Origin of the sequence: Lacinutrix sp. MedPE-SW, assembly GCF_001874145.1 — a bacterium.
Classification (GTDB): domain Bacteria; phylum Bacteroidota; class Bacteroidia; order Flavobacteriales; family Flavobacteriaceae; genus Lacinutrix.
Map to the genome: position 1 here is coordinate 112,029 of NZ_MPCX01000007.1, position 22,992 is coordinate 135,020.

Annotated in this window: 17 protein-coding genes; 9 read left to right on the plus strand and 8 right to left on the minus strand. The window is 30.1% G+C overall.

The genetic code is table 11. The features are described from left to right. Positions 1-53 precede the first annotated feature (53 nt). The gene (locus tag BM549_RS08450) at positions 54-6,317 is read right to left on the minus strand and encodes an MG2 domain-containing protein (RefSeq protein WP_290469871.1); all 6,264 of its coding nucleotides are present in this window, start codon (positions 6,315-6,317) and stop codon (positions 54-56) included. Between the two features lie 184 nt (positions 6,318-6,501). Between BM549_RS08450 and BM549_RS08455 the strand changes: the two genes are divergently transcribed. From BM549_RS08455 to BM549_RS08465, 3 genes are all read left to right on the plus strand, one after another. Continuing rightward, complete coding sequence (locus tag BM549_RS08455; RefSeq protein WP_290469872.1) at positions 6,502-7,458, plus strand: tetratricopeptide repeat protein; 957 nt, start codon at positions 6,502-6,504, stop codon at positions 7,456-7,458. A gap of 147 nt (positions 7,459-7,605) precedes the next feature. Beyond that, positions 7,606-8,961: a Mur ligase domain-containing protein gene (gene murC / locus BM549_RS08460; protein WP_290469873.1), complete on the plus strand. Its 1,356-nt coding sequence runs from the start codon at positions 7,606-7,608 to the stop codon at positions 8,959-8,961. A 132-nt stretch (positions 8,962-9,093) separates the two neighbouring features. After that, positions 9,094-9,744 (plus strand): hypothetical protein, encoded by a 651-nt coding sequence (locus tag BM549_RS08465; RefSeq protein ID WP_290469874.1) that lies wholly within the window; start codon positions 9,094-9,096, stop codon positions 9,742-9,744. Positions 9,745-9,792: 48 nt separating this feature from the next. Here the strand turns inward: BM549_RS08465 and rodA are convergent, their stop codons facing one another. From rodA to BM549_RS08500, 7 genes are all read right to left on the minus strand, one after another. Beyond that, complete coding sequence (gene rodA, locus BM549_RS08470) at positions 9,793-11,067, minus strand: rod shape-determining protein RodA (protein ID WP_290469875.1); 1,275 nt, start codon at positions 11,065-11,067, stop codon at positions 9,793-9,795. A 7-nt stretch (positions 11,068-11,074) separates the two neighbouring features. After that, positions 11,075-12,997, minus strand: a complete 1,923-nt coding sequence (gene mrdA, locus BM549_RS08475; RefSeq protein ID WP_290469876.1) for a penicillin-binding protein 2 — start codon at positions 12,995-12,997, stop codon at positions 11,075-11,077. Next, a complete protein-coding gene (mreD, locus tag BM549_RS08480; protein WP_290469877.1) occupies positions 12,994-13,503 on the minus strand; it encodes a rod shape-determining protein MreD in 510 nt (169 codons plus the stop codon). The genes mrdA and mreD overlap by 4 nt, the downstream gene beginning before the upstream one ends. After that, positions 13,496-14,317 (minus strand): rod shape-determining protein MreC, encoded by an 822-nt coding sequence (gene mreC, locus BM549_RS08485; RefSeq protein WP_290469878.1) that lies wholly within the window; start codon positions 14,315-14,317, stop codon positions 13,496-13,498. The genes mreD and mreC overlap by 8 nt, the downstream gene beginning before the upstream one ends. Positions 14,318-14,328: 11 nt before the next feature. Beyond that, positions 14,329-15,357 carry a rod shape-determining protein gene (locus BM549_RS08490; protein ID WP_013870149.1) on the minus strand — a complete coding sequence of 343 codons (1,029 nt, stop codon included), beginning with the start codon at positions 15,355-15,357 and terminating at the stop codon, positions 14,329-14,331. 359 nt (positions 15,358-15,716) lie between these two features. Further along, positions 15,717-17,249, minus strand: coding sequence for a bifunctional phosphoribosylaminoimidazolecarboxamide formyltransferase/IMP cyclohydrolase (gene purH / locus BM549_RS08495; protein WP_290469879.1), 1,533 nt, complete (start codon positions 17,247-17,249; stop codon positions 15,717-15,719). A gap of 103 nt (positions 17,250-17,352) precedes the next feature. Continuing rightward, positions 17,353-17,808 carry a GAF domain-containing protein gene (locus BM549_RS08500; RefSeq protein ID WP_290469880.1) on the minus strand — a complete coding sequence of 152 codons (456 nt, stop codon included), beginning with the start codon at positions 17,806-17,808 and terminating at the stop codon, positions 17,353-17,355. A gap of 82 nt (positions 17,809-17,890) precedes the next feature. Between BM549_RS08500 and xrtF the strand changes: the two genes are divergently transcribed. From xrtF to BM549_RS08530, 6 genes are all read left to right on the plus strand, one after another. Continuing rightward, a complete protein-coding gene (gene xrtF / locus BM549_RS08505) occupies positions 17,891-18,442 on the plus strand; it encodes an exosortase family protein XrtF (protein ID WP_290469881.1) in 552 nt (183 codons plus the stop codon). Next, a complete protein-coding gene (locus BM549_RS08510) occupies positions 18,435-18,863 on the plus strand; it encodes an exosortase F system-associated protein (protein ID WP_290469882.1) in 429 nt (142 codons plus the stop codon). The genes xrtF and BM549_RS08510 overlap by 8 nt, the downstream gene beginning before the upstream one ends. Before the next feature lie 61 nt (positions 18,864-18,924). After that, entirely contained in the window at positions 18,925-19,329 is a 405-nt protein-coding gene (locus BM549_RS08515; RefSeq protein ID WP_365336394.1) for a hypothetical protein, read from the plus strand. Between the two features lie 83 nt (positions 19,330-19,412). Beyond that, positions 19,413-20,132, plus strand: a complete 720-nt coding sequence (locus tag BM549_RS08520; protein ID WP_290469883.1) for a heavy-metal-associated domain-containing protein — start codon at positions 19,413-19,415, stop codon at positions 20,130-20,132. A gap of 5 nt (positions 20,133-20,137) precedes the next feature. Further along, positions 20,138-22,366, plus strand: a complete 2,229-nt coding sequence (locus BM549_RS08525; protein ID WP_290469884.1) for a TonB-dependent receptor — start codon at positions 20,138-20,140, stop codon at positions 22,364-22,366. Between the two features lie 11 nt (positions 22,367-22,377). Continuing rightward, on the plus strand, positions 22,378-22,734 hold the full coding sequence (locus BM549_RS08530; RefSeq protein ID WP_290469885.1) for a heavy-metal-associated domain-containing protein: 357 nt from the start codon (positions 22,378-22,380) through the stop codon (positions 22,732-22,734). Positions 22,735-22,992: the final 258 nt, after the last annotated feature.

The following is a 22,992-nucleotide window of genomic DNA, read 5'->3' on the forward strand; positions in this document are numbered from 1 at the left end:
ATAAATATAAAGACCTGATATAAAATATCAGGTCTTTTCTTTTTTATAGCTTGTTATTCTACATTTATACGAGAGCCTTCACTATGGCTACTAAATTCTGGCGCATACATACTTTGTATGGTTGTAATACCATTACTCATATTTCCTGCATTATTAACACGTAAATCGTATTCAAATACGTAAACACCTTTTGGTAAATAGTCGAAAAAGAAATTAGTTGAAGCATCTTTGGTTGCTTCATAATAACCTAAACCATCTTGGTATTTGTATTGTGACAATACATTAATAGGTTCTAGTCCTGCAGCGCGCATATCTTTCATGTGTACAAACTCCATGGCACGATCACTACGTAATTCTATACGAACGCGAACTAAATCTCCAATTTCAAGTTTTGTATCTTTTGTAATATCAGTTATTACTTCACCTTTATCTGTATTTGTTTTTTTAAAGAGTTTTTTCTTCAGTTTTAAAGGTGTTTCAGCTGAGGTTATTTTATCTAAATCTTCAAAATATTGCCAGTACATACTTCCCCAAGCAATACCATTTCCTTTTTTAGAAATTTTTACTTCGGCCATTTCTGGCTTAATTTCATTGCCAGACCAACTGGTTTTATAATAACCGGTTCCTGCTTCTACTTTAACTGCTTCTAATTTTGATGGCGATATAGGTTGGTTTCCTACAATAACCTCTACCATATCTGTTACGCTTAACCAATTGTTACCTTGTAATAATAAAGCATAAACAGCTTCTGTTGTTGCTTTAGTGGTTTTCCAACGGTTAGTTTGTTTGTTTTTAAGTAACCAGATTTTAAGTTCGTCTATGATAGCAATATTTTCAGCTTCGGTTTGAATTGTTGTTCCTGCTTCAGAGAATGCTTCAATCATTAAAGCTTGTGTTTCAATAGGTGCTTGATACCAATGCCATGAACTAGTATTTGCTTTCCAATACATGCCTAATTCTTCCGAAGTTATACTTGTTTCTTTTAATGAGTTTAAAATCTTTTTAGAGGTTACTTCATCTTTATTTCTGTGTGTTACTAAAGCCATCATTCCTTTTGCATACAATGGTCTTTTTAGCCAATAGTTTTTAATTTGAGAATGGTAATAATCCATAATCTCACTAACTTCTTTGCTTGGTTTTTTTTCTTGAAAGAAACTACGCATGTACAAGTAATGTAGTTGTGTATTACTTAATCTATCTAAGCTTAAATCGGCATCCTTATCATATTTTCTAATGTCTTTGTATTCTTGTATAAATTCTGCATCAAGGTAGTTTAATGCTTTATCAATCATTTTAGACGTCTCGATTGCACTCGACGAGACATCGAGTTTTTCTAAATGTCCAAAACCTGCAACTATATGTTGTGTTATAAAACGGTTTGCACGATAGTCTCCAAACCAAGACCAAGCACCACTGGCAAGTTGGTTTTGCTCAAGTTTTCTTTTGGTTCGAGATAATTCGTTATTCATTTTATTTAAATCGAATAGCAAAGCAATACGTTTTTTTTGTTCGGTTTCGCTTTGTGCATCACGTAACCAAGGTGTTTCTTGAATTAAAATAGATTTTAATTCTTCGTTTTTTTCTAAGTTGCTTAATACAGCCTCTGTATTTTTCCATTGGTTAAATACCTCTTGAATTCTTGGGTTTGAATTTGCAATATGGCTTGCCAAAGCATTGGCATAATATCTTGAGAATGTTTGCTCGTTACACTCGTAAGGATATTCCATTAAATAAGGTAACGCTTGTACTGCATACCAAGCAGGATTACTAGTCATTTCCAGAGTTAACTTATGATTTTTAAGTGTTGTTGAGGTGTTGTTTTTAAGCTTATCTAAAGTGAATGTTTTTGTTTGGTTACTACGAATCCACATTGGTAAACTCTCTGTTACTAACATTCTATTGGTTAAAACAGGTAATGCATTTTGTTCGCCATCACTATAATCACCAGATTTTGCTATTATTTTATATTGAATAGCTTGTACATTATCAGTTACATTTAAATTCCAAGTCACACTTGTATTGCCTTTGGCATCGACTGTAAAGTTTTTATTGTTATTTACATTAGATAATTCTGAATCTATAGATTTTCCTGTTAAAGCATCAAACAATTGAAGCACTGTAATACCATTTAAATCTTTATTTGTAAGATTAGAAATTTTAGTAGAAATACTAATTTTATCACCTTGACGTAAAAAACGTGGCACATTAGGTAATACCATTAATTCTTTTTGAGTCACTGTTGCTAGTGATGTTGTAGCGTGTTCTAAAGTTTTGGTATGTGCTAATAACTGCAATTTCCATTTGGTTAAAGCTTCAGGAGTGGTAAAGCTAAAAGACACTTCACCTTTTTCATTTGTTTGTAATTGCGGAAAAAAGAATGCTGTTTCTTTTAGGTTTTTACGTATTTGCACCTTATCAAAATTAGCATTTGGATTGTTTTTGGTAGTAATAATTACAACACCGTTTTTTCCTTTACTGCCATAAATTGCTGTAGCTTCATCACCTTTAAGTATTTTAACCGAGAGAATATCGTCTTGTTTTAGCGTTTTAAAATCACTTTCAGTTAAAATATTACCATCTACAACAAAAAGAGGTTCAGTGTTGCCATTAATAGAACTAACACCTCTTAAGATAATATCGGTTTCTGCTCCTGGTTGCCCACTTGCGGTACTAATATTTAGTCCTGGAACTTGACCTTGTAATGTTTGAGCAAGATCTGCATTTACTTCAGCTTCAGCTGGAGCAGAAATCTCTAAAAGATCTTCATTATAATATATATCTTTTTTTAATGAGCGTCTCAAGTATCTATTATTTCCAAAATAAAATCCAAACCAATTTAATTGGTCGTAATTTTGGTAAGTGTAATTATATTTAAAATTAGTATTTCTATTAACATTAAAATTAGTATTACTAAAACTTCTGTGCGCATTTACTCTAAATCTTGAGCGGTACGTACTACGATAAATAGGATTGAAACTCCAATTATGAGTTTTAAACTCGTCTAAAGAAGCATCATACATACTTGCTAAAAGTTCTGCAGAAACTTTATCGCCTTTTGGGCCTTTAATTTTAAATTTCCAAGTTTCATCTGTTCCAGGTTGCAGTTTATCTCTAAAAGTTAAAGTTTCAATTTCTAAATCTGTTTTTGGATAAGGTACATTTATATTTAAAGTACCACTTTTAAAACTATTAAATGCGGCAAAACTATAGTGTACAGCAAAACCACCAATATCTTTAGAAGATACAGGAATTTCTATCGTTTTTTTATTTTGGTTTAAAGCAACAATATATGTATTTGTAATTTTTTGGTTTTTTTCAATTTCTACGGTAACTAAAATATTTTTAGCCGAAGTAGCAAGCGTTATTTCTGCTGTATCGTTAATAGCATATTGTTCTTTATTTGTAGTTATTTGAAACAATTGATTATCTGCTAGAACTTTATCTTTTTCGCTAAAAACACGTGTTCTAGCTTCATCTTTAACGGCTTGACCAAATTTATCTTTAGTTTCTAAAACAATACTATATTGTCCAGAATTCCATTTTTTAATGTTTTTTAAAGTGATAGTTTTAGACTTTTCTGTATCAAACGTTTCATTAAAAACAAGTTCGCCTTTTTTCCAGTGTTCCGGATTATGTTCTTTTTTATAAGCCTCATGAGGGAATAAGGTTTTAAATTCCTCTTTTGTGAAATTTTGATAGTCTGGCGCTTGCCAAGGTCTTGATCTTAAAACATGTTCTGGAGCTTTTAATTTGTAAATTTTAAGTGTGCCTTGCGCAGCAACAAACTCGCCATTTAAATTTTTTGTTTCTATTATAATTTCATGATTTTTTTCAGCTTTATCTAAAGTACTATTTATACTTATTGATGCTGTTAATGCATGATACCCAACATTAACTGTTGTGGTGGTGCTTCGTGTTTCTCCATTTATATCTGTAACGTCTGCAGTCACTTCATATTTAAAAATAGGTAGTCCTTTTTTATCTGCGCTTTCGTCTGGTATGGCTTTAAAAACAACTTTGTAGTTTCCGTCACTATCGGTTGTAGTTTCACCATGTGTAATTTCTTGGCCTTGGTCTTGAAACATTGGACGACTCCAAGAATACCAAAGCGGATATTGCACATTACGTTTAACGCGATAAACAACTTTAGCGTTGCTAATTTTAGAGCCTGCAAAGGCTAACGCTTCACCGTTTACGGTAACACTGTCGTTAACCTTTATTGTTTCGGTTATTGGTTTAAAGTTAGTTTCAAATTTTGGTCTCTTATATTCTTCAACCGAAAAATTAGTATGACCTCGTAAGTTGTTTTTTCCGTTTATTTCAATTTCAAAATCACCTGTTAATCCATTGTTTGGTAAAATAAATTCTCCAGCGACAGATCCAAATGCATTAGTTTTTAAGTTTAAGGTTTTAACTGTTTCGCCATTTACATTATATAAAACAACATCTACCGTAACATTTTCTAAAACTGAAGACTTCTCGTCTTTAGTTTTAATTGCTATGCCTTTAAAATAGACTGTTTGTCCAGGTCTGTAAATACTCCTATCTGTAAATAAAAAGGCGTTATACCTTGTAGTATTTTTATTATTATTAGAACTGTAATAACTGTTTATGTAAAGGTTGTTGAAATAAGCAACATCTCCAGAATTAGTTATTTTTATATTAGCATTATTACGTTTGTTTCGAGCTTTATTAATTGTTATTTTTCCAAACTCATTGGTAGTTTTTGTAGTAGATTCTGTTAATTTATTTCTATAATAATATTCTATTTCAACTTTAGCATTAGTAATAGGTTTACCATTATTTCTATCTATAAATTGTATGTGTTTTTTTTGAGAATCGTCATACTCTGTAATAGCAATGTTTGTAACTAGAATAGTTGTATGTGCAGTGAAATTTTCTTTTAACTCATTAGATTTAGCATAAATTAAATAGCGACCATTATCAAGTTTGGGTATTAAAACCTCGGTAGTATGTGTTTGGTAATCTTGTTCGTTTTTAAGTGTTGCTTCCCAGTTTTTTGTAGCTTTTAGTTTAGCTATAAAGTCTTCTTTTTCGTTTTGTCTGTAAATTTTAGAAAAAGTTTTGTGCTGTTTTTCGGTTAGCTTAAAGATTGAAAATTCTAAATTATTTAAGGCTTTGTAAGTAACTAATACGCGATTATTTGTATTAATTGGCAAAAAGCCTTCAGTAGTTAACTGTAAACTTGGATTTTCAATTTGCTGTTTTAAAACACGACATTTTTGGGCACCTTTACTATTTGGGAACTTATTAATTGTTGTATTACAAATGCTAATAGCATCTTTAATTTTCCATCTTACTTCAGTATTAGTTTCAGTATTATATTCATTACCTTGAGTATTATAGATAGAAGCTAAGTTATAATTGTATAAAGCAGAAACTTCGTGAGTTTTGTTTTTTTCAATTTCAGTTTTAAGTGTATTAATGTAAATAGAATCCTTATCGATAAAAGTAGCATGATTATGTACAAAATTTAAACGTTCAATATTTACATTGGTTAAAGCAAAAGACTCTGTATCTTTTAAATGAAATTTTATAAGTTCTTGATATAGTTTTAATGCATTTAGAGTAAGTGAACTTGAGTCTTTAGAGGTTATGTTTAAATTCGCAAATGTATTTGCTGGAGCTAAATAATTAGTGTCATCAACAATAAATTTGTAAGCAGGTTTGGCAATGTTGTTTTCTTGATGCTTATAAAAATCTAGGGCATTGTGTGCTAATAAATCAAATACAGTAGGTCTGTAAATTTTAGAGTCTTTTTGTGTGGTTAAAATAACATCAAAATCTTTTAAATCTGTTTGCTGTAATATTAAACCATTAGCCAGTGAGTTTTTGTAGTGTAAATTAATTTCTTGAAATAAAGTTTCTAAATCCCAGGTTCTAAAATCTTCGGTATCAACTTTTTCGTTGGTTTTTGTACGGTTATAAAACTTCCAACGGTTTTGTTTAAAATACTGCCAGTACAACGTGGCTAATATATTTTCTAGTACATTTTTAGTGGGAGCCTTACTTGTTTTTATTTCGGTTTTAAAAGTGTTAATAATGTTAAGTTGGGCTTCTTCTTCAAGCACTAACATAAACTTACTTTTAAAAAGTAGCGTTTTAATTACCTGTGGCGAATTGCTTTCTGCCTTCGCTTTATTTTCAATAGTTTCAACAATTTTTAATGCCGATTTTGGCAAACCTTCAATTTCTAGCTTTTCTACATCATTCCATAATTTGGAATAATTATTGGTTTGAGAGAAAGAAGTATTTGCAAAAAGTATAATCATTAATAGGCTAACTAATTTGTTCATTTTATCAATTTTTTAAGCAATTTAAATACATGGTTTTAAAAATAAAACACTAAATATGTAAGGTAAGCGTTTTATTGAGTAAACGATACTAATTTAAAAGTAAAGCTTTTATTTTTGTTTTTTAAATCAAAATTTATACCATTAAAATAATATTACATTAGCTATAATTTAATAAAAATCTTCAATGAAACATATTACATATTTTTTATTATTTCTTCCTTTTTTTTTAATTGGACAAACAGCTGTTAATCAGGCAGAAATATATATAAATAATAAGCAGTTTTCTCAAGCAGAAAATAGTTTAAAGCCTTATGTCGAAGAAAATCCAAATAATTTAAAAGCTATAGAACTGTTGGGCGATGCTTATGGGCATCAAAAAAAATGGGATGATGCAATTACATATTATAAACAATTAGTAGTGCAAAAACCTAATGTAGCAAATTACCATTATAAATACGGTGGTGCATTAGGTATGAAAGCGTTAACAGTTAGTAAAATCTCTGCTTTAATGATTATTGGAGATATAAAAACTTCATTTTTAAAAGCAGTAGAATTAGACCCAAAACATATAGACGCACATTGGGCTTTAGTAGAATTGTATATGCAATTACCAGGCGTTGTTGGTGGTAGTAAAAATAAAAGTTTAAAATATGCAGATGCTTTACAAAACCTCTCTAAAGTTGATGGGTATTTAGCAAAAGGCTATATTTATGAATACGATAATGAACCAGAATTAGCCGAAAAATTTTACAAAAAAGCCATACAAACTGGAGGCTCTGTAACTTGTTACGATAAGCTTACAAAGCTTTACGAAAAAGAAGGAAAAACAAACCTAGCAATATCTAATTTAGAAGCTGCAAACCTTAAACATAAACGAAACGCTATGCATTATCAAATAGGCAAGGTATGCGCAGATTATAACGTGCAACTCGAAAAAGGAGAGTTTTGTTTAAAAATATATTTAGAAAATTATAGCGCTAAAGATGGTGTCCCAAAAGCTTGGGCTTATTATAGATTGGCTCAAATTTACAAGCATAAAAATAATAAAACCGAAGCTTTAAAATGGATAGATAAAGCCATTGTAGATTTACCTAAAATAGAAGTTTTTAAAACCGAAAAACAAAAAATAAATATGCTTTAAATCTTGGGCGTTACCTAAAGGTCGCGCTCGCGCAAGTCGCTATCAAAGATGAGCTCCAACAATTGCTTGATCCCTAACGCATAAATCTCAAATCCATATAAAAAATAGTATTACAATTACTATCTTTGACTACTTCAAAAAAAAACCATGAATGTACATTTTATAGCTATTGGCGGTAGTGCAATGCATAACCTAGCATTAGCCTTACATAATAAAGGATATCAAGTAACAGGAAGCGACGATACTATTTTCGAACCTTCAAAATCAAGATTGGAAGCAAAAGGATTACTTCCAGAAAACTTTGGTTGGTTTCCAGAAAAAGTAACTTCAAATTTAGATGCAATTGTTTTAGGCATGCATGCTAAAGCAGACAACCCAGAATTATTAAAAGCACAAGATTTAGGTTTAAAAATATACAGTTATCCAGAGTTTTTATACGAGCAATCTAAACACAAAACAAGAGTTGTAATAGGAGGAAGTCATGGTAAAACAACAATAACCTCCATGATTTTGCATGTTATGCATTACCATGATCGTGATGTAGATTACATGGTTGGCGCTCAACTAGAAGGTTTTGATGTTATGGTAAAACTAACCAAAGACAATGACTTTATTGTATTAGAAGGCGATGAGTATTTAAGCTCACCAATAGATCGCAGACCAAAGTTTCACTTATACAAGCCAAATATTGCATTATTAAGTGGTATTGCTTGGGATCATATAAATGTGTTTCCAACCTACAAGAATTATGTAGAACAGTTTAAAATATTTGTAGATTCTATAGTTCAAGGCGGAAGTATTAACTATAACGAAGAAGATGCCGAAGTAAAAAAAGTAGTAGAAGCAAGCGAAAACCCTATAAGAAAAATTGCATACCAAACACCAGAATATACTGTAGAAAATGGTGAAACCTTATTAGAAACACCAGAAGGACCTTTACCAATAGAAATTTTTGGGCAACATAATCTTAATAACTTAGCAGGTGCAAAGTGGATTTGTCAACATATGGGAATCGATGAAGACGATTTTTACGAAGCCATTTCAAGTTTTAGCGGTGCAAGTAAAAGACTTGAAAAAATTGCCGAAAATACTAACAGTGTCGCCTATAAAGATTTTGCACATTCACCAAGTAAAGTAGAAGCTACAACAAAAGCAGTAAAAGAACAGTATAAAGACAAAACTTTAGTCGCGTGTTTAGAGTTACATACATACAGTAGTCTAAATGCTGAGTTTTTAAATGAATACAAAGGCGCTTTAGATGCAGCAGATGTGGCCGTTGTATTTTACTCACCACAAGCTGTTGAAATAAAAAAATTAGAAAAGGTTACACAAGAGCAAATAGCAAATGCTTTTAAACGTGACGATTTAATTGTTTATACAAATCCAGAAGCATTTAAAGATTTTTTATTCTCACAAGATTTTAATAATAAAGCATTATTGTTAATGAGTTCTGGAAATTATGGAGGTTTAGATTTCGATGAGGTTAAAAAGTTAATCCAGTAAATTTTCTGTTTCTAATTTAGGTTTTAGATTATACAATAAAAATTTTAGCGTAACGTTTTAAGGTTGAGTAACTTTAAAGCTTATTTTTTTTGAAAAAAATTACGTTCTATTAATCAATTAAAACCAATTTTTATGAAACGTATTATTTTTTCATTATGCATTGCTGCATTCTTATTTTCTTGTGCTTCAGACGATGACACTCAACAAGTAACACAACAACCACCAGTTTCTAATTTTTATGCATTAACCGTAGGTAATACTTGGGTATATAAAAGTTTTGAGTATAACAGTAATACAATGGAGTATGAAGATTCGGGTATTGTAGATACAGTGACAATTATTAATACAGAAATGCTTAATGGAGAAACGTATTTTAAATTTAAAACAGTAACAACAGGTAACGACTCACAAAACCCTCATTTTAATCAAAACGGAGAACAATTTAATCTATATCGTGAAACAGAAGGCAATTTAGTTAATAATACAGGAGATACAGTGTATACAAATAATAATTATCAAGAACGGTTAGTAGCTACAAATACTTGGGGAAACATTTACGATAAACTTAAAGAAAACACTGTAACTATTACTGTTAATGCAGGTAATTTTACATGTTTAGACATGGAACGTTATGCAAAATCGCCAGATAACTCAGAGGTTTTTCCAGGTTTAGACCATATTTATTATTCAGATGGAATAGGTTTAATATCAGAATCAATATCGTTTGTATCTCAAAATTATCCAATAGGAATAAGACGATTAGAATCTTATACCTTACAATAACTAATAAAGCTTCTATTAATTTAGGAGCTTTTTTTAATTAAACACTAACTACCATTCGTTAATTCTATTACTATCTAGCTTTATAAATATAAACAGTAAAATAGTAAATCCCCAAAGTCCAGAACCACCATAACTAAAAAAGGGTAATGGTATTCCAATAGTGGGAATTAAACCCATAACCATCCCAATATTAATCATGAAATGAAAAAAGAATATAGCAGCTACGCTATAACCATATACGCGACTAAACTGTGATTTTTGAAGTTCGGCAAGATGTAGAATTCGTATAATTAAAATTACAAATACAAGAACAACTGCAAAACTTCCTAAAAATCCCCATTCTTCACCAACAGTTGTAAAAATATAATCGGTGTCTTGTTCTGGTACAAATTTCCCAGTTGTTCTAGTGCCTTCCAAAAACCCTTTTCCTTTTAATCCGCCAGAGCTAATTGCTTTTTCAGATTCATTAAGGTTATAAGCGAATGTTTTTTTCATTCGTTCTAATTTTTCAGGATCTTTTTCTAAGCGTAACCAAAGGCTAATACGATCTTGTTGGTGTGGTTGTAAAATGTTATTATAAAAGAATTTTACACTAAAAGACAATGCTAAACAAAGTAATAATAAACCAATAGGTAGCGATATTTTAACCTTTTTTCGCTTAAAAAAGTAAAACCCAAATAGTAAAATAGTGACTACTAATATTGTTGGTAATACATTAAATTTTAATGCTGAAATAGATACAACAGCAATAAATATAATAATCCATAAATAGTACTTAGGTAAACCTTCTCGATATAAAACAAAGAAAAATGCACCATAAACTAACATACTTCCAGTGTCATTTTGTAATAAAATTAATAGGGCAGGAATAGCTATTATTAGTATGGTTCTAAGTTGGTCTTTAAGTTTTGCAATATCTGTATTTAAATCACTTATATATTTAGCCACGGCAAGTGCTGTTGCAGCTTTTACAAATTCACTGGGTTGCAACGTCATTGGTCCAATAGCATACCAAGATGTTGCACCATTAATTGTTTTGCCAAAAAGTAATACACCAACTAATAATGCCAATCCTATAATGTATATTATACTGGAAAAACGTTCGTAAAATTTAGAATCAATTGCTAAAATTAATAAAATAAGTATGCAGGTTAACCCAATAAAAACCAATTGCTTTCCGTAGGAAGTTGTAAAGTTTAGTATTGTAATTTCGTCACCGTTTTGAGATGCAGAAAGTATATTTAACCATCCAAAACCAACTAATAAAAAAAATAGAAATATAGTAAGCCAGTCAAATTTAAAATGTCTATCTGTTTGTCTCATTTAAATTTTACTTTGGTATAATATTATCTGGTAGTGGTTTTACCTCTTCCATTGGAATTATTTGATATTGCGTTTCTCTATTTATTTTAAAAGGTTCTCCAGAATATGGTTTAGCATATTCATTTTCAAGACTATGTGTTAACAACCATTTTTCTAAATCTTTACGTGTAATTTTGTTATTAACGTATTTTTCAATCATTAAACTGGCAATTTTTCCGGCAAACCTACTTCCAAAGTAGCCATTTTCTACAAAAACCGCTAAAGCAATTTTTGGATTATCTTTAGGTGCAAAAGCAACAAAAATGGAGTGATCTGTTAATTGTGTTTTTACACTATCTATTATTGCAAAGTTTTCTACAGTACCAGTTTTTCCACATATTTCAAGTCCTTTAACTTGTAAACCACTAGCAGTTCCTTTTTTATAAACATTTAGCATGCCTTCAATAACAGGTTCAAAGTGTTTTTTATCTATGGTTGTATATTTAGGTGTTGTAAATTTTTTAGGTAAAGATTCACCTTCTATAGCTTTTACAATATGTGGCGTATAATAATAACCTCTATTTGCAATTGCTGCAACCATATTAGCAAGTTGTATTGGTGTTGTTGCAACTTCACCTTGACCAATAGCATTAGAAATAGTATATGTAGAATAAAAACGCTCTGGATATGCTTTTTGGTAGTATGCTTTATCTGGAATACGTCCTTTTTGGCCAACATATAAATCGTTATTTAAAAAGTTGCCTAAGCCAAAGCTTTTAGCATGGTTACTCCATAACTCAATTCCATCTCTCGCATTTCCTGGTTTTTCTAAAATTCTACGATATGTAGTAGCAAAATATGCATTACAAGATTCTTGAATACCTCTACTAACATCGTTTCTTGCACCATAATGGCAGTGGCATTTCATAAACCTATTTCCATATTTATAGCCTGAATAACAAGTTATTTTTTCATCAGTGGTAATTACATTTTCTTGTAAACCAATTAAAGCATTCATTAATTTAAAAGGAGATCCAGGCTCATAGACACCTTGTAAACTTCTATTAAATAAAGGTTTTGCTATAGAGTCGTTAAATAGTTTTGTGTAGTTTTTAGAGCGCTTCCTACCTACTAAATCGTTAGGATTATATGTTGGTGCGGCAATCATAGCTAAAATCTCTCCAGAACTTGGCTCTATGGCAATTACGCCGCCACGTTTATTTTGCATTAACCATTCGCCGTAGGCCTGAAGCTCATAATCTATTGTAATTTTTATATCCTTACCAGGTTTAGGTAGCGTGTCTAAAGTTCCATCTTTGTATGGACCAATATTTCTATTAAATCTATCTTTTTGAATAAATTTAATGCCTTTTCTACCACGTAAGGTATTCTCGTATGACGCTTCAACACCTGCTTTACCAATTAAATCACCACGTTTGTAATAAGGGTCATTTTTAATATTGCGATTATTTACTTCACCAATATCTCCTAACACATTGGCTCCAATTGTAGTTTCGTATTTTCTTAGTGATCTTTTTTGAATATAAAAACCATGATATTTTCTCATTTTTTCTTGTAAAATAGCATAGTCTTCTTTCGATAAACTAGATACCATTACAGATGGTAATCGCCAAGAATAATGTTTTGCTTTATCGATTTGTTTTATAAAATGTTCCTTGTCTATTTTTAAAAGATTACAAAACTCTAAGGTGTCTAGTGGTTCTACTTCTCTTGGTATTACCATGACATCGTAAGATGGTTGGTTGGCAACTAAAAGTTTTCCATTTCTATCATAAACAAAGCCACGTTTTGGGTAGTCGTATACTTTTCTAATAGCATTGTCTTCAAAAATACTATCGTTATTAGATTTGTAAACTTGTAAATAGAAAAGCCTCGCAGTAAAGACGATACCAACGATTATAACAGAAATAAAGAGTAAAAATTGTCTCATTTTTTTTCGTTTCGACTAAAAATAATAGTTACTAAAACACACAAAATAATAGTGAATATACTTGAGAATAACGTGTTTTTGAGGATTAAAATTATCTTAGAAAAGTTAAAAAAGTCTAATGAAAATAAAACAAAGTGGTGTATTATGGTTAATATAGTTAAATAGCTAAGTCTTTGTCCAAAATCGGTATTTCCAAATTTTACAGCTTGATGCTCATAAATGGCACCAAAACTAAATTTAAGTGCTGCAGGACGAATAAAAGCAATAGTAACAGCTGCTGCTGCGTGCATACCACCGGAATCTAAAAACATATCTATAAACAAACCAAGTAAAAAACTTAATAATATAAAAAGCATTCTATTGTTTTTTATTGGATATAGTGCAATAAATAAAATGTACAAATATGGATTTATATAACCTAGAAAATTAACGTGGCTTAACACCCATACTTGTAAAAGTAACAAGACAATAAACCTTACAGTATGTATTGAAAATAGACTAGTCATTTGTTGCGTTTAATAAATTATTAATAGCCTCACTGTCTTTGTTTTCAATTATATATACATGCTCAATATTTGTCATGTCGTTAAAAAGCTTCACATTTATTTCGTAATAATTCTCAGCATTGTCCAATTTAAAATTTGAAACTACACCTATAGGAACACCTTTAGGAAATATTGCCGATCTTCCCGATGTAATAATAGTATCTCCTTTTTGCACAGGAGCTATTTTAGGTATTTCTGTTAATTGTATTTCACTTGGAGAAGCTGTATTCCAACTTAATGATCCAAAATGGTCTGTTTTTTTTAATTGTGCACTAATACGACTTGTTGTATTTAAAATGGATAATACCGTTGCGTATTTAGAGCTTGTACTTTCTATAATTCCTAAAATACCTTTAGAGGTTATAACACCAAAATCTTGTTTAATACTGTCCTTTTTTCCTCTATTAACTAGTAAAATATTATTAGAAGTTGCATAAGTATTTCTTATAACTTTAGCAGGTGTAAACTTGTATTTTTTAGAAAACGTTGTGGTGTCTATATAGGCATTATTTAATTTGTTATTAGAATTAAAAAGTATAGATTTTAATGTATTGTTCTCTTCTTGCAGTAAGTTATTTTGCTCTTTTAAGCCAAAATAAGAACTAACAGAGTTAGAGGTATTATAAAAACCACCACTTAAAAAATTAGCCGAATTTATAAATCTACTTTTATGGTAACTATGCGACTGTATGGTAAGCATTACAGAAATAAACAACAGCAACGCAAACAGTAGAAACGTTTTGTTTCTAAGTATAAAATTTACTATTTGTTGCATTTAGGTTTTGTTTATTTTATCAATACACTTTTGTATTTAGGTAAGTTTTTAAGGGTGATACCTGTACCACGAACTACAGCACGTAAAGGGTCTTCGGCAATGTAAACAGGTAAATCTGTTTTTTGAGATAAACGCTTATCTAAACCACGTAACATAGAACCACCACCAGCTAAATAAATACCAGTGTTATAAATATCGGCAGCTAATTCTGGAGGTGTTTGAGATAATGTTTCCATAACAGCATCTTCAACACGTAAAATAGATTTGTCTAAAGCTTTTGCAATTTCACGGTAAGAAATTTGAACTTGCTTTGGTTTACCGGTTAATAAATCACGTCCTTGAACGCTCATGTCTTCTGGTGGTAAATCTAAATCTTCTGTAGCAGCACCAATTTGAATTTTAATTTTTTCGGCAGTACGTTCTCCAACATATAAGTTGTGCTGTGTACGCATGTAATAAATAATATCGTTTGTAAAAACATCACCAGCAATTTTAACAGATTTGTCGCAAACAATACCACCAAGAGCAATTACAGCAATCTCGGTTGTTCCTCCACCTATATCTACAATCATGTTTCCTTTAGGTTGCATAATATCTACACCAATACCAATTGCTGCAGCCATTGGTTCGTGAATTAAGTAAACCTCTTTACCGTTAACACGCTCGGCACTTTCTTTTACTGCTCGCATTTCTACTTCTGTAATTCCAGAAGGAATACAAATAACCATACGTAGCGCAGGAGTAAATAACTTCTTTTTTAATGCAGGTATGTTTTTAATAAACATACTAATCATTTGCTCAGACGCATCAAAATCTGCAATTACACCATCTTTAAGTGGTCTAATAGTTTTAATATTTTCGTGAGTTTTACCTTGCATCATGTTGGCTTCTTGACCAACTGCAATTATTTTTCCCGAAATACGATCTCTCGCAACAATGGAAGGAGCATCTACAACAACCTTGTCGTTATGAATAATTAATGTGTTTGCAGTTCCTAAATCTATTGCGATTTCTTCTGTTAGGAAGTCAAAAAATCCCATGCGTTAAGTAGTAATTTATGAAGTTATTATTGAATTGCTGTAAAAGTAATAAAACTAAGCAAAATAACAGCGTTTATTATAGATTGTTGTAATATAAATTTTTAGTGTTGAATGTTTTATAAAACTTCTAAAAAAAGATATACGCACAAAGTTTAATTTTAGACGTTTTTACTTTTTTTGTTTTTCGCTGTAGCGGAAAGGCTTTGTAGGTTATTTTTTACTTCTGCTTCTAACATGATTACGCTTAAGTAATTAGCCTTTTTTTATTTTGGTTTATATTGAAACTACCCATAAAAAAACCAGCAACATTAAAAATGCTACTGGTTTATATTAAAGCTATTCTTTAGAAAGAATGCTGTTTAATGTTTAAAATGACGTGTTCCTGTAAATACCATAGCAACATCATTATCGTTACAATAATCGATACTTAATTGGTCTTTTATAGAGCCTCCAGGTTGAATAACAGCAGAAATTCCTGCTTTATCTGCAATTTCTACACAGTCTGGAAACGGAAAAAAAGCATCACTAGCCATTACACTTCCTTTTAAATTAAAATTAAAAGATTGTGCTTTATGTATTGCTTGGTTTAAAGCATCTACACGACTGGTTTGTCCTGTTCCACTGGCGCATAATTGTTTGTCTTTTACTAAAACAATAGTGTTAGATTTTGTGTGCTTACATATTTTAGAAGCAAAAATTAAATCGTCTAACTCGGCAGTTGTTGGTGCTTTAGTTGTTGCGTTTTTAACGTTTTCTTTTTTATCTGTTACGTTATTTCTGTCTTGAACTAACACACCGTTTAAACACGTTCTAACAGTGGTTTGTGCAAGTTCTGCATCTTTTAAAACTAAAAGAATACGGTTTTTCTTTCCTTTTAATATTATTTCAGCTTCAGCAGAAAAAGAAGGTGCAATTACAACTTCGCAAAAAAGTTTATGTATTTCTTCTGCAGTTGCTTTGTCTATTTCGGTATTAGAAATTAATACACCACCAAAAGCAGAAACAGGATCACCTGCTAAAGCATCTGCATAAGCTTGATGTAAAGTATCGCGTTGTGCTAAACCACAAGCATTATTATGTTTTAAAATGGCAAAAGTTGGTGCGTCGTTTTTAAACTCGTCCATTAAATTCACGGCAGCATCAACATCTAAAAGGTTGTTATAGCTTAATTCTTTACCGTGAAGTTGAGTGAATATATCGTCAAAATTTCCAAAGAAAAAACCACGTTGGTGTGGGTTTTCACCATAGCGTAAAACTTTCCCGTTAGTTTCAGACATTTTTAAAGCAGCAATATTATGGTCTGCATTAAAGTAATTAAATATTGCAGAATCGTAATGAGAAGAAACATTAAAAGCCTTAGCAGCAAAAGTTTTTCTATCATCTTCAGATAGATTTCCTTTTTTATCTGTAATTAAATCTAAGAACTCTGCATAATCATTAACTGAAGATACGCAAATAACATCTGCATAATTCTTTGCAGCGGCACGAATTAGAGAAATACCTCCAATATCAATTTTTTCAATTATATCTTGATTTGAAGCTCCAGATGCTACTGTTTTTTCAAAAGGATATAAATCTACTATAACAACATCTATTTGTGGAATGTCAAAGTCTTTCATTTCTTTAACATCACCATCGTGATTTTGTCTGTTTAAAATACCACCAAATACTTTTGGGTGTAATGTTTTTACACGACCACCAAGAATTGATGGATACGATGTAACATCTTCTACAGGTACCACTTTAATACCTAAGTCATTAATAAATTTTTCTGTACCACCAGTAGAATAAATGGTAACACCTTGGTTGTCTAGTTCTTTAACAATAGGTTCTAAACCTTCTTTGCTAAATACCGAGATTAATGCAGATTTAATTGTTTTGTTGTTGCTCATTAGTAGTTGTGTTAATAAGCATGCAAATTTACGAAAAAACGAGTTTACTTTAAGCTAAAAAAAACGAGTCTTTTTTTAACTAAATTAAAGTAGTTGTTAACAACTAAAGTATTTTTGCAACTTTAGCACAAACAAATTCTAAAAAGCGTTCGTCTTCATCTGTAAAAGGATCTGGTGTATTAGAGTCTATGTCTATTTGCCCAACATTTTCTCCATTTACAAAAATAGGAATTACAATTTCGGCCTTAACCGTAATACTACATGCTATGTAATTATCTTGTGCAGCAACATCTGGCACCACAAAATTTTCATTGCTTACAGCAACTTGACCGCAAATGCCTTTGCCAAATGGAATTATAGTATGGTCTGTTGGTTCGCCAACGTAAGGCCCAAGTTTTAATTCATTTTTATCTCCGTTTTTAAAATAAAAACCAACCCAATTATAATATTCTATATTGGTTTCAAGTACTTCGCAAATGTTTAATAATTGCTCATCTTTAGATTTGTTATTATCTAAAAGTATAGTTTCAATTTCCGTTTTTAATTTTTCAAAAATCATAGTAAGATAAAAATTTTGGTAAAAGTATTTAAAAAGACGTAATTTCAACCTTTTAAAAACCATAAATTTTTCTAAAATTAAGTTGAAATCGCTTTTTGTAAAATATAAGTCTGTTATAAAATTTATCCTTACATTTTTGTTGGTTTATATTGCGCTTTCCTATGCTTATAAATTATATTTAGATAATTCTAATAGTCCCGTTTATTATCCAGATTATGTAACACATCAAGTTGCTAAACAAACCAATGCTTTGGTAAGTTTTTTTGGTTACGATTCTCAAGTTGTTAAGCACCCAGACGAACCATCTATGAAAATGATTATTAACGGTAATTACTTAGCGCGAGTAATAGAAGGTTGTAATGCATTAAGCGTGATTATTTTATTTGTTGCATTTATAGTTGCGTTTAAAGGCAAATTAAAAACAACAGTTTTATATATACTTTTTGGTATTCTTATAATCTATATAATTAATATTATTAGAATAGCTTTATTGTCTATTGGTATTTATCACTATCCAGAATATACAACAATATTACATTCTGTTATTTTTCCAACTATAATTTATGGTTTGGTATTTTTACTTTGGATGCTTTGGGTAAACAAATTTTCTAATATTGGTAAAAATAATGGCTAAGCATAGTAAATATATAGTGTTGTTTTTCCTTTTTGGACTTTTGGTATTAATACGCTTGTTTGAAAATGAAATTTTCTACGATCCTTACTTGCAATTTTTTAACAATGATTACTTGTATATTGATTCACCTCGATTTGAATTACTAAAACTTACAGCATCAACAAGTATAAGATTTTTACTAAACACACTTATTTCTTTAGCTATTTTATATGTGTTTTTTAAAGATAAAAGTATCGTTAAATTCGCTTCAATAATTTATGTTTTAAGTTACTTTATATTATTACTACTATTTTTATATTTTGTAATTAACCCAAAACAAGAAGATTATTTGGTGTTTTTTAATATTAGACGTTTTTTAATTCAGCCCATTCTTTTATTACTCTTACTTCCAGCTTTTTATTATCAAAGAAAAGGAGCATAGTAAAACGTTAAAATAGTGATAACACATATAGAGACCTGCTTAAATTTTGTAACTTTGCATTGTGAAAATAAATTTTTTACATACTTTCTTTGCTCCACTAATGTCACTTTTGGTGTTGTTTTCAACATTGTCTTTTACTGTTGAATCTCATTATTGTGGTGATTTTTTAATAGATACAGCTATTTTTACCGAAGCTCAAGGATGCGGTATGAATGCTAAAGAAGAAGCAAAAATTAAAAAGAATTGCTGTAAAGATGAAGTTGTTATAATTCAAGGTCAAGATGAATTAAAGTTTAGCGCTTTTGATGATTTAGATTTTAATGCTCAATTTGTTTTAACAGCTTATGCATATTCTTATAATGCATTATTTAAAGCCTTACCTAAACAAATAATTCCTCATAAGTATTATACTCCTCCCAAACTCATTTATGACATACAAGTAATAAATGATACTTTTTTAATTTGATTTAATTTTTTATGCTCTTTAAAGCTATTAAATAATAGTTTTAAGAAGTAAACTAAAAAGAATTATACATCAAATATATTACAATGAAACATACTTATATGGTTACAGGTATGACCTGTAATGGCTGTAAAGCATCTGTTGAAAAACATTTAAATGCTTTGCCAGAAATTAGCAATGCAATAGTAAATCTTGATAAAAAAGAAGTTGTTGTAGAAATGTCTCAACACCTGCCAACTAATGCGTTACAAGAAGTACTACCAGAAAAATTTTTAATTAAAGAGAAAACAGAAACTAATGTTTTTTCGGCTTCTACAAAAGAAGAAAATAAAAGTATTTTAAAGCAATTATATCCTTTGTTTTTAATATTTCTATTCATCACTGGTGCAGCAGTTTTATTAAATTTTAAATCAAAAAATTTAACTGGTTTCATGTTAGATTTTATGGGTTTGTTTTATATAGTGTTTAGCTTTTTTAAGTTTTTAGATTTAAAAGGCTTTTCAAATTCATTTAAAATGTACGATCCATTAGCTGGTAAAATTTCAGTATATGGGTTAGTTTATCCCTTTATAGAGTTAGCATTAGGTTTATTTTTTTTAATGAGATTTCAAATACCTATAGCTCTAGTAATAACAATTATAATTCTTGGTATAACAACTATTGGTGTAACACAAACACTAATAAATAAAAAATCAATTCAATGTGCTTGTCTAGGTTCGGTTTTAAAACTACCAATGACTAAAGCCACGTTTATTGAAAATTCTATAATGATTATTATGGCAATAATCATGTTAATATCAAATTAAGATTAATGAAAAAAATTATATATATAATAATGCTTTTACCTGTTTTTACAATAGCACAATCTCAACTAGAAGGTGTTGTTTTTGAAAACGGTAATAGTAAAACACCTCTTGCAGGTGCCAATGTACATTGGGCAAATACAAAAGTTGGAACAGTAACCAATTTTGATGGCGAATTTACAGTGCCATATAAACAGGAATATTCGCAATTAGTAATAAGTTATGTGGGTTTTAAAACCGATACAATTACTGTAAAAAACCTAAACAGAATAGAACATTCTTTAAAAGCTACAAGTGATTTAGAAGAAGTTAATATTTCTTCTAGAAAAGCAGCCACTTCAAAGTCCTATTTACAGTCACAAAATATTATAACAGTAAATAGTGATGAGTTATTAAAGGCAGCGTGTTGTAATTTATCTGAAAGTTTTGAAACCAACCCATCTATAGATGTAAATTTTGCAGATGCCGTAACAGGAACTAGGCAAATTAAAATGTTAGGCCTAACAAGCCCGTATTTACTAATAGCAACAGAAAATATACCATCAATTCGAGGTGCATCCCAAGCGTTTGGTTTAAGCTTTATTCCTGGTACTTGGGTAGAAAGTATACAAATAACAAAAGGAGCAGGTAGTGTAGTTAATGGTTTTGAGAGTATTGCTGGGCAAATAAATACCGAACTTGTAAAACCAACTACAGATGATAAATTGTTTGTAAACCTATATGGAGCAAGTAATACACGTTTAGAGCTAAATACACACTTTAATACTAAAGTGAGCGATAAATGGGATACAGGTATTTATTTACACGGTAATACTCATCAAAAAAAACACGATGTAAACCACGATGGTTTTCTAGATATGCCTTTATATAAACAATTTAATGTTATGAATCGCTGGCAATATACTAATCCAGAAAAAGGCTTTGTGAGTTTTATTAATTTAAAATATTTAACAGATGAAAAGCAAGCAGGAGAATTAGATTTTAATCCAGATACCGATAAATTAACAACAAACAATTGGGGTAGTGAAATAGATACAGAGCGTTACGAAGTTTCTGCCAAATTGGGTTATGTAAACCCAGAAATTCCTTGGCAAAGTCTTGGTATTCAAGCAGCATTTAGTGGTCATAAACAGGATTCTTATTTTGGTTTAAACCTTTATAATATAGAACATAATAGTTTATACTCTAATTTAGTTTACAATTCTATTATTAGTGACTCTAGACATAAAATAAAAACAGGAATAAGTTATACACATGATAGCTACAATGAGCTTGTAAATAGTACCAATTTTAATAGAGTAGAAAATTCTGTTGGTGGTTTTTTTGAGTATAATTATGATAGCTTAGATAAATTAAACTTAACAGCAGGATTAAGAGTAGATCATCATAACTTATTAGGTACATTTGTTACACCTCGCTTGCATATGCGCTATACAGCCTGGGAAAAAGGTGTTTTTAGAGCATCGGTAGGTAGAGGAAAACGAAGTGCTAATATTTTTGCCGAAAACCAAAAACTATTTTCAACCTCTAGAGTGATAAATATTCAAAATAACAATGGAGAAATTTATGGTTTAGATCCAGAAATTGCATGGAATTATGGCGTGTCGTTTTTACAAGGCTTTAGGTTGTTTGGCCAAAAAGGAGATATCACTTTAGATTATTATATTACTAATTTTGAAAATCAAATTGTTGTAGATTATGAAAACCCTCAAGAAGTTAATTTTTATAATTTAAATGGAGACAGTTACGCAAATAGTTTTCAAATTGAAGTAAATTATGAGCCGTTTAATCAATTTAATATGCGTTTAGCTTACAAAAATTACGATGTTAAAACGCAATATAATTCAGGGAAATTAGAAAAACCTCTAACTCCAAAACATAGGTTTTTTGCAAATGCTTCATATGAAACAGAGGTAAAAAATAATTCTAAATGGAAATTTGATGCAACATATAATTGGTTAGGTGAGCAGCGTTATTCATCTACATTAAATAATCCTATAGCTTATCAATTACCAGAGTACTCACCAGCTTTAAGTACGTTAAACGCACAAATTACAAAAGTGTTTTCTCCTAGGTTTGAAGTATATTTAGGTGCAGAGAATATATTAAATACTAGACAAGACAATCCAATTGTATCTGCAAACGATCCTTTTGGTTCGAGTTTTGATACTACATTTGTTTATGGCCCAATATTTGGAGCTAATTATTATACAGGATTAAGATTTAAAATTAAATAAATTATAAAAAAATGAAAAAAATAGTAACCGTAGTCATTGTAATGTTTTTAAGTTTCACGGCATTTGCACAAAATAAAAACGCTAGAGCATCCTTAGATGTAGATGGAGTTTGCATGATGTGTAAAAAAAGAATTGAAAAAGCAAGTTTAAATACAAAAGGTGTAAAATCTGCAATTTGGAATGTAGAAACTCATGAGTTGAAGTTGATTTTTGATGAACGTAAAACAAATATTAATACTATAGCAGAAAATATTGCAGAAGTAGGCCATGATAATAAAAAACTTAAAGCTACAGATGAGGCTTACAATTCTGTACATCCATGTTGCAAGTATAGAGATGAAGAAATTAAAGAAGAGCATAAAAAATAATTAAAAACTTATTTCTTTTTTCAACACGCCTATTTTGGCGTGTTTTTTTTTATATAGGCCCGAATGATTTTATATGTTAAAATATTCTTAAAGAAAAGATTATTTGATTTACAGTAACTTACAGTGTGTTTTATCACGTTTTTTTGTGTTTTATTGCTTTTAAACGAAAAATTATGCTTTTTATCGGTTTTGTTGAATAGGTGAGTTGTAAAAATATACTTTAGTCTTTCAGGTAATTACTTTGCTAAAAAATTAACC

Excerpts from the sequence above, each read along its gene's own strand:
- BM549_RS08450 (WP_290469871.1), bottom strand. The coding sequence starts at position 6,317 with ATGAACAAATTAGTTAGCCTATTAATGATTATACTTTTTGCAAATACT.
- BM549_RS08455 (WP_290469872.1), top strand. The coding sequence starts at position 6,502 with ATGAAACATATTACATATTTTTTATTATTTCTTCCTTTTTTTTTAATT.
- murC (WP_290469873.1), top strand. The coding sequence starts at position 7,606 with ATGAATGTACATTTTATAGCTATTGGCGGTAGTGCAATGCATAACCTA.
- BM549_RS08465 (WP_290469874.1), top strand. The coding sequence starts at position 9,094 with ATGAAACGTATTATTTTTTCATTATGCATTGCTGCATTCTTATTTTCT.
- rodA (WP_290469875.1), bottom strand. The coding sequence starts at position 11,067 with ATGAGACAAACAGATAGACATTTTAAATTTGACTGGCTTACTATATTT.
- mrdA (WP_290469876.1), bottom strand. The coding sequence starts at position 12,997 with ATGAGACAATTTTTACTCTTTATTTCTGTTATAATCGTTGGTATCGTC.
- mreD (WP_290469877.1), bottom strand. The coding sequence starts at position 13,503 with ATGACTAGTCTATTTTCAATACATACTGTAAGGTTTATTGTCTTGTTA.
- mreC (WP_290469878.1), bottom strand. The coding sequence starts at position 14,317 with ATGCAACAAATAGTAAATTTTATACTTAGAAACAAAACGTTTCTACTG.
- BM549_RS08490 (WP_013870149.1), bottom strand. The coding sequence starts at position 15,357 with ATGGGATTTTTTGACTTCCTAACAGAAGAAATCGCAATAGATTTAGGA.
- purH (WP_290469879.1), bottom strand. The coding sequence starts at position 17,249 with ATGAGCAACAACAAAACAATTAAATCTGCATTAATCTCGGTATTTAGC.
- BM549_RS08500 (WP_290469880.1), bottom strand. The coding sequence starts at position 17,808 with ATGATTTTTGAAAAATTAAAAACGGAAATTGAAACTATACTTTTAGAT.
- BM549_RS08510 (WP_290469882.1), top strand. The coding sequence starts at position 18,435 with ATGGCTAAGCATAGTAAATATATAGTGTTGTTTTTCCTTTTTGGACTT.
- BM549_RS08520 (WP_290469883.1), top strand. The coding sequence starts at position 19,413 with ATGAAACATACTTATATGGTTACAGGTATGACCTGTAATGGCTGTAAA.
- BM549_RS08525 (WP_290469884.1), top strand. The coding sequence starts at position 20,138 with ATGAAAAAAATTATATATATAATAATGCTTTTACCTGTTTTTACAATA.
- BM549_RS08530 (WP_290469885.1), top strand. The coding sequence starts at position 22,378 with ATGAAAAAAATAGTAACCGTAGTCATTGTAATGTTTTTAAGTTTCACG.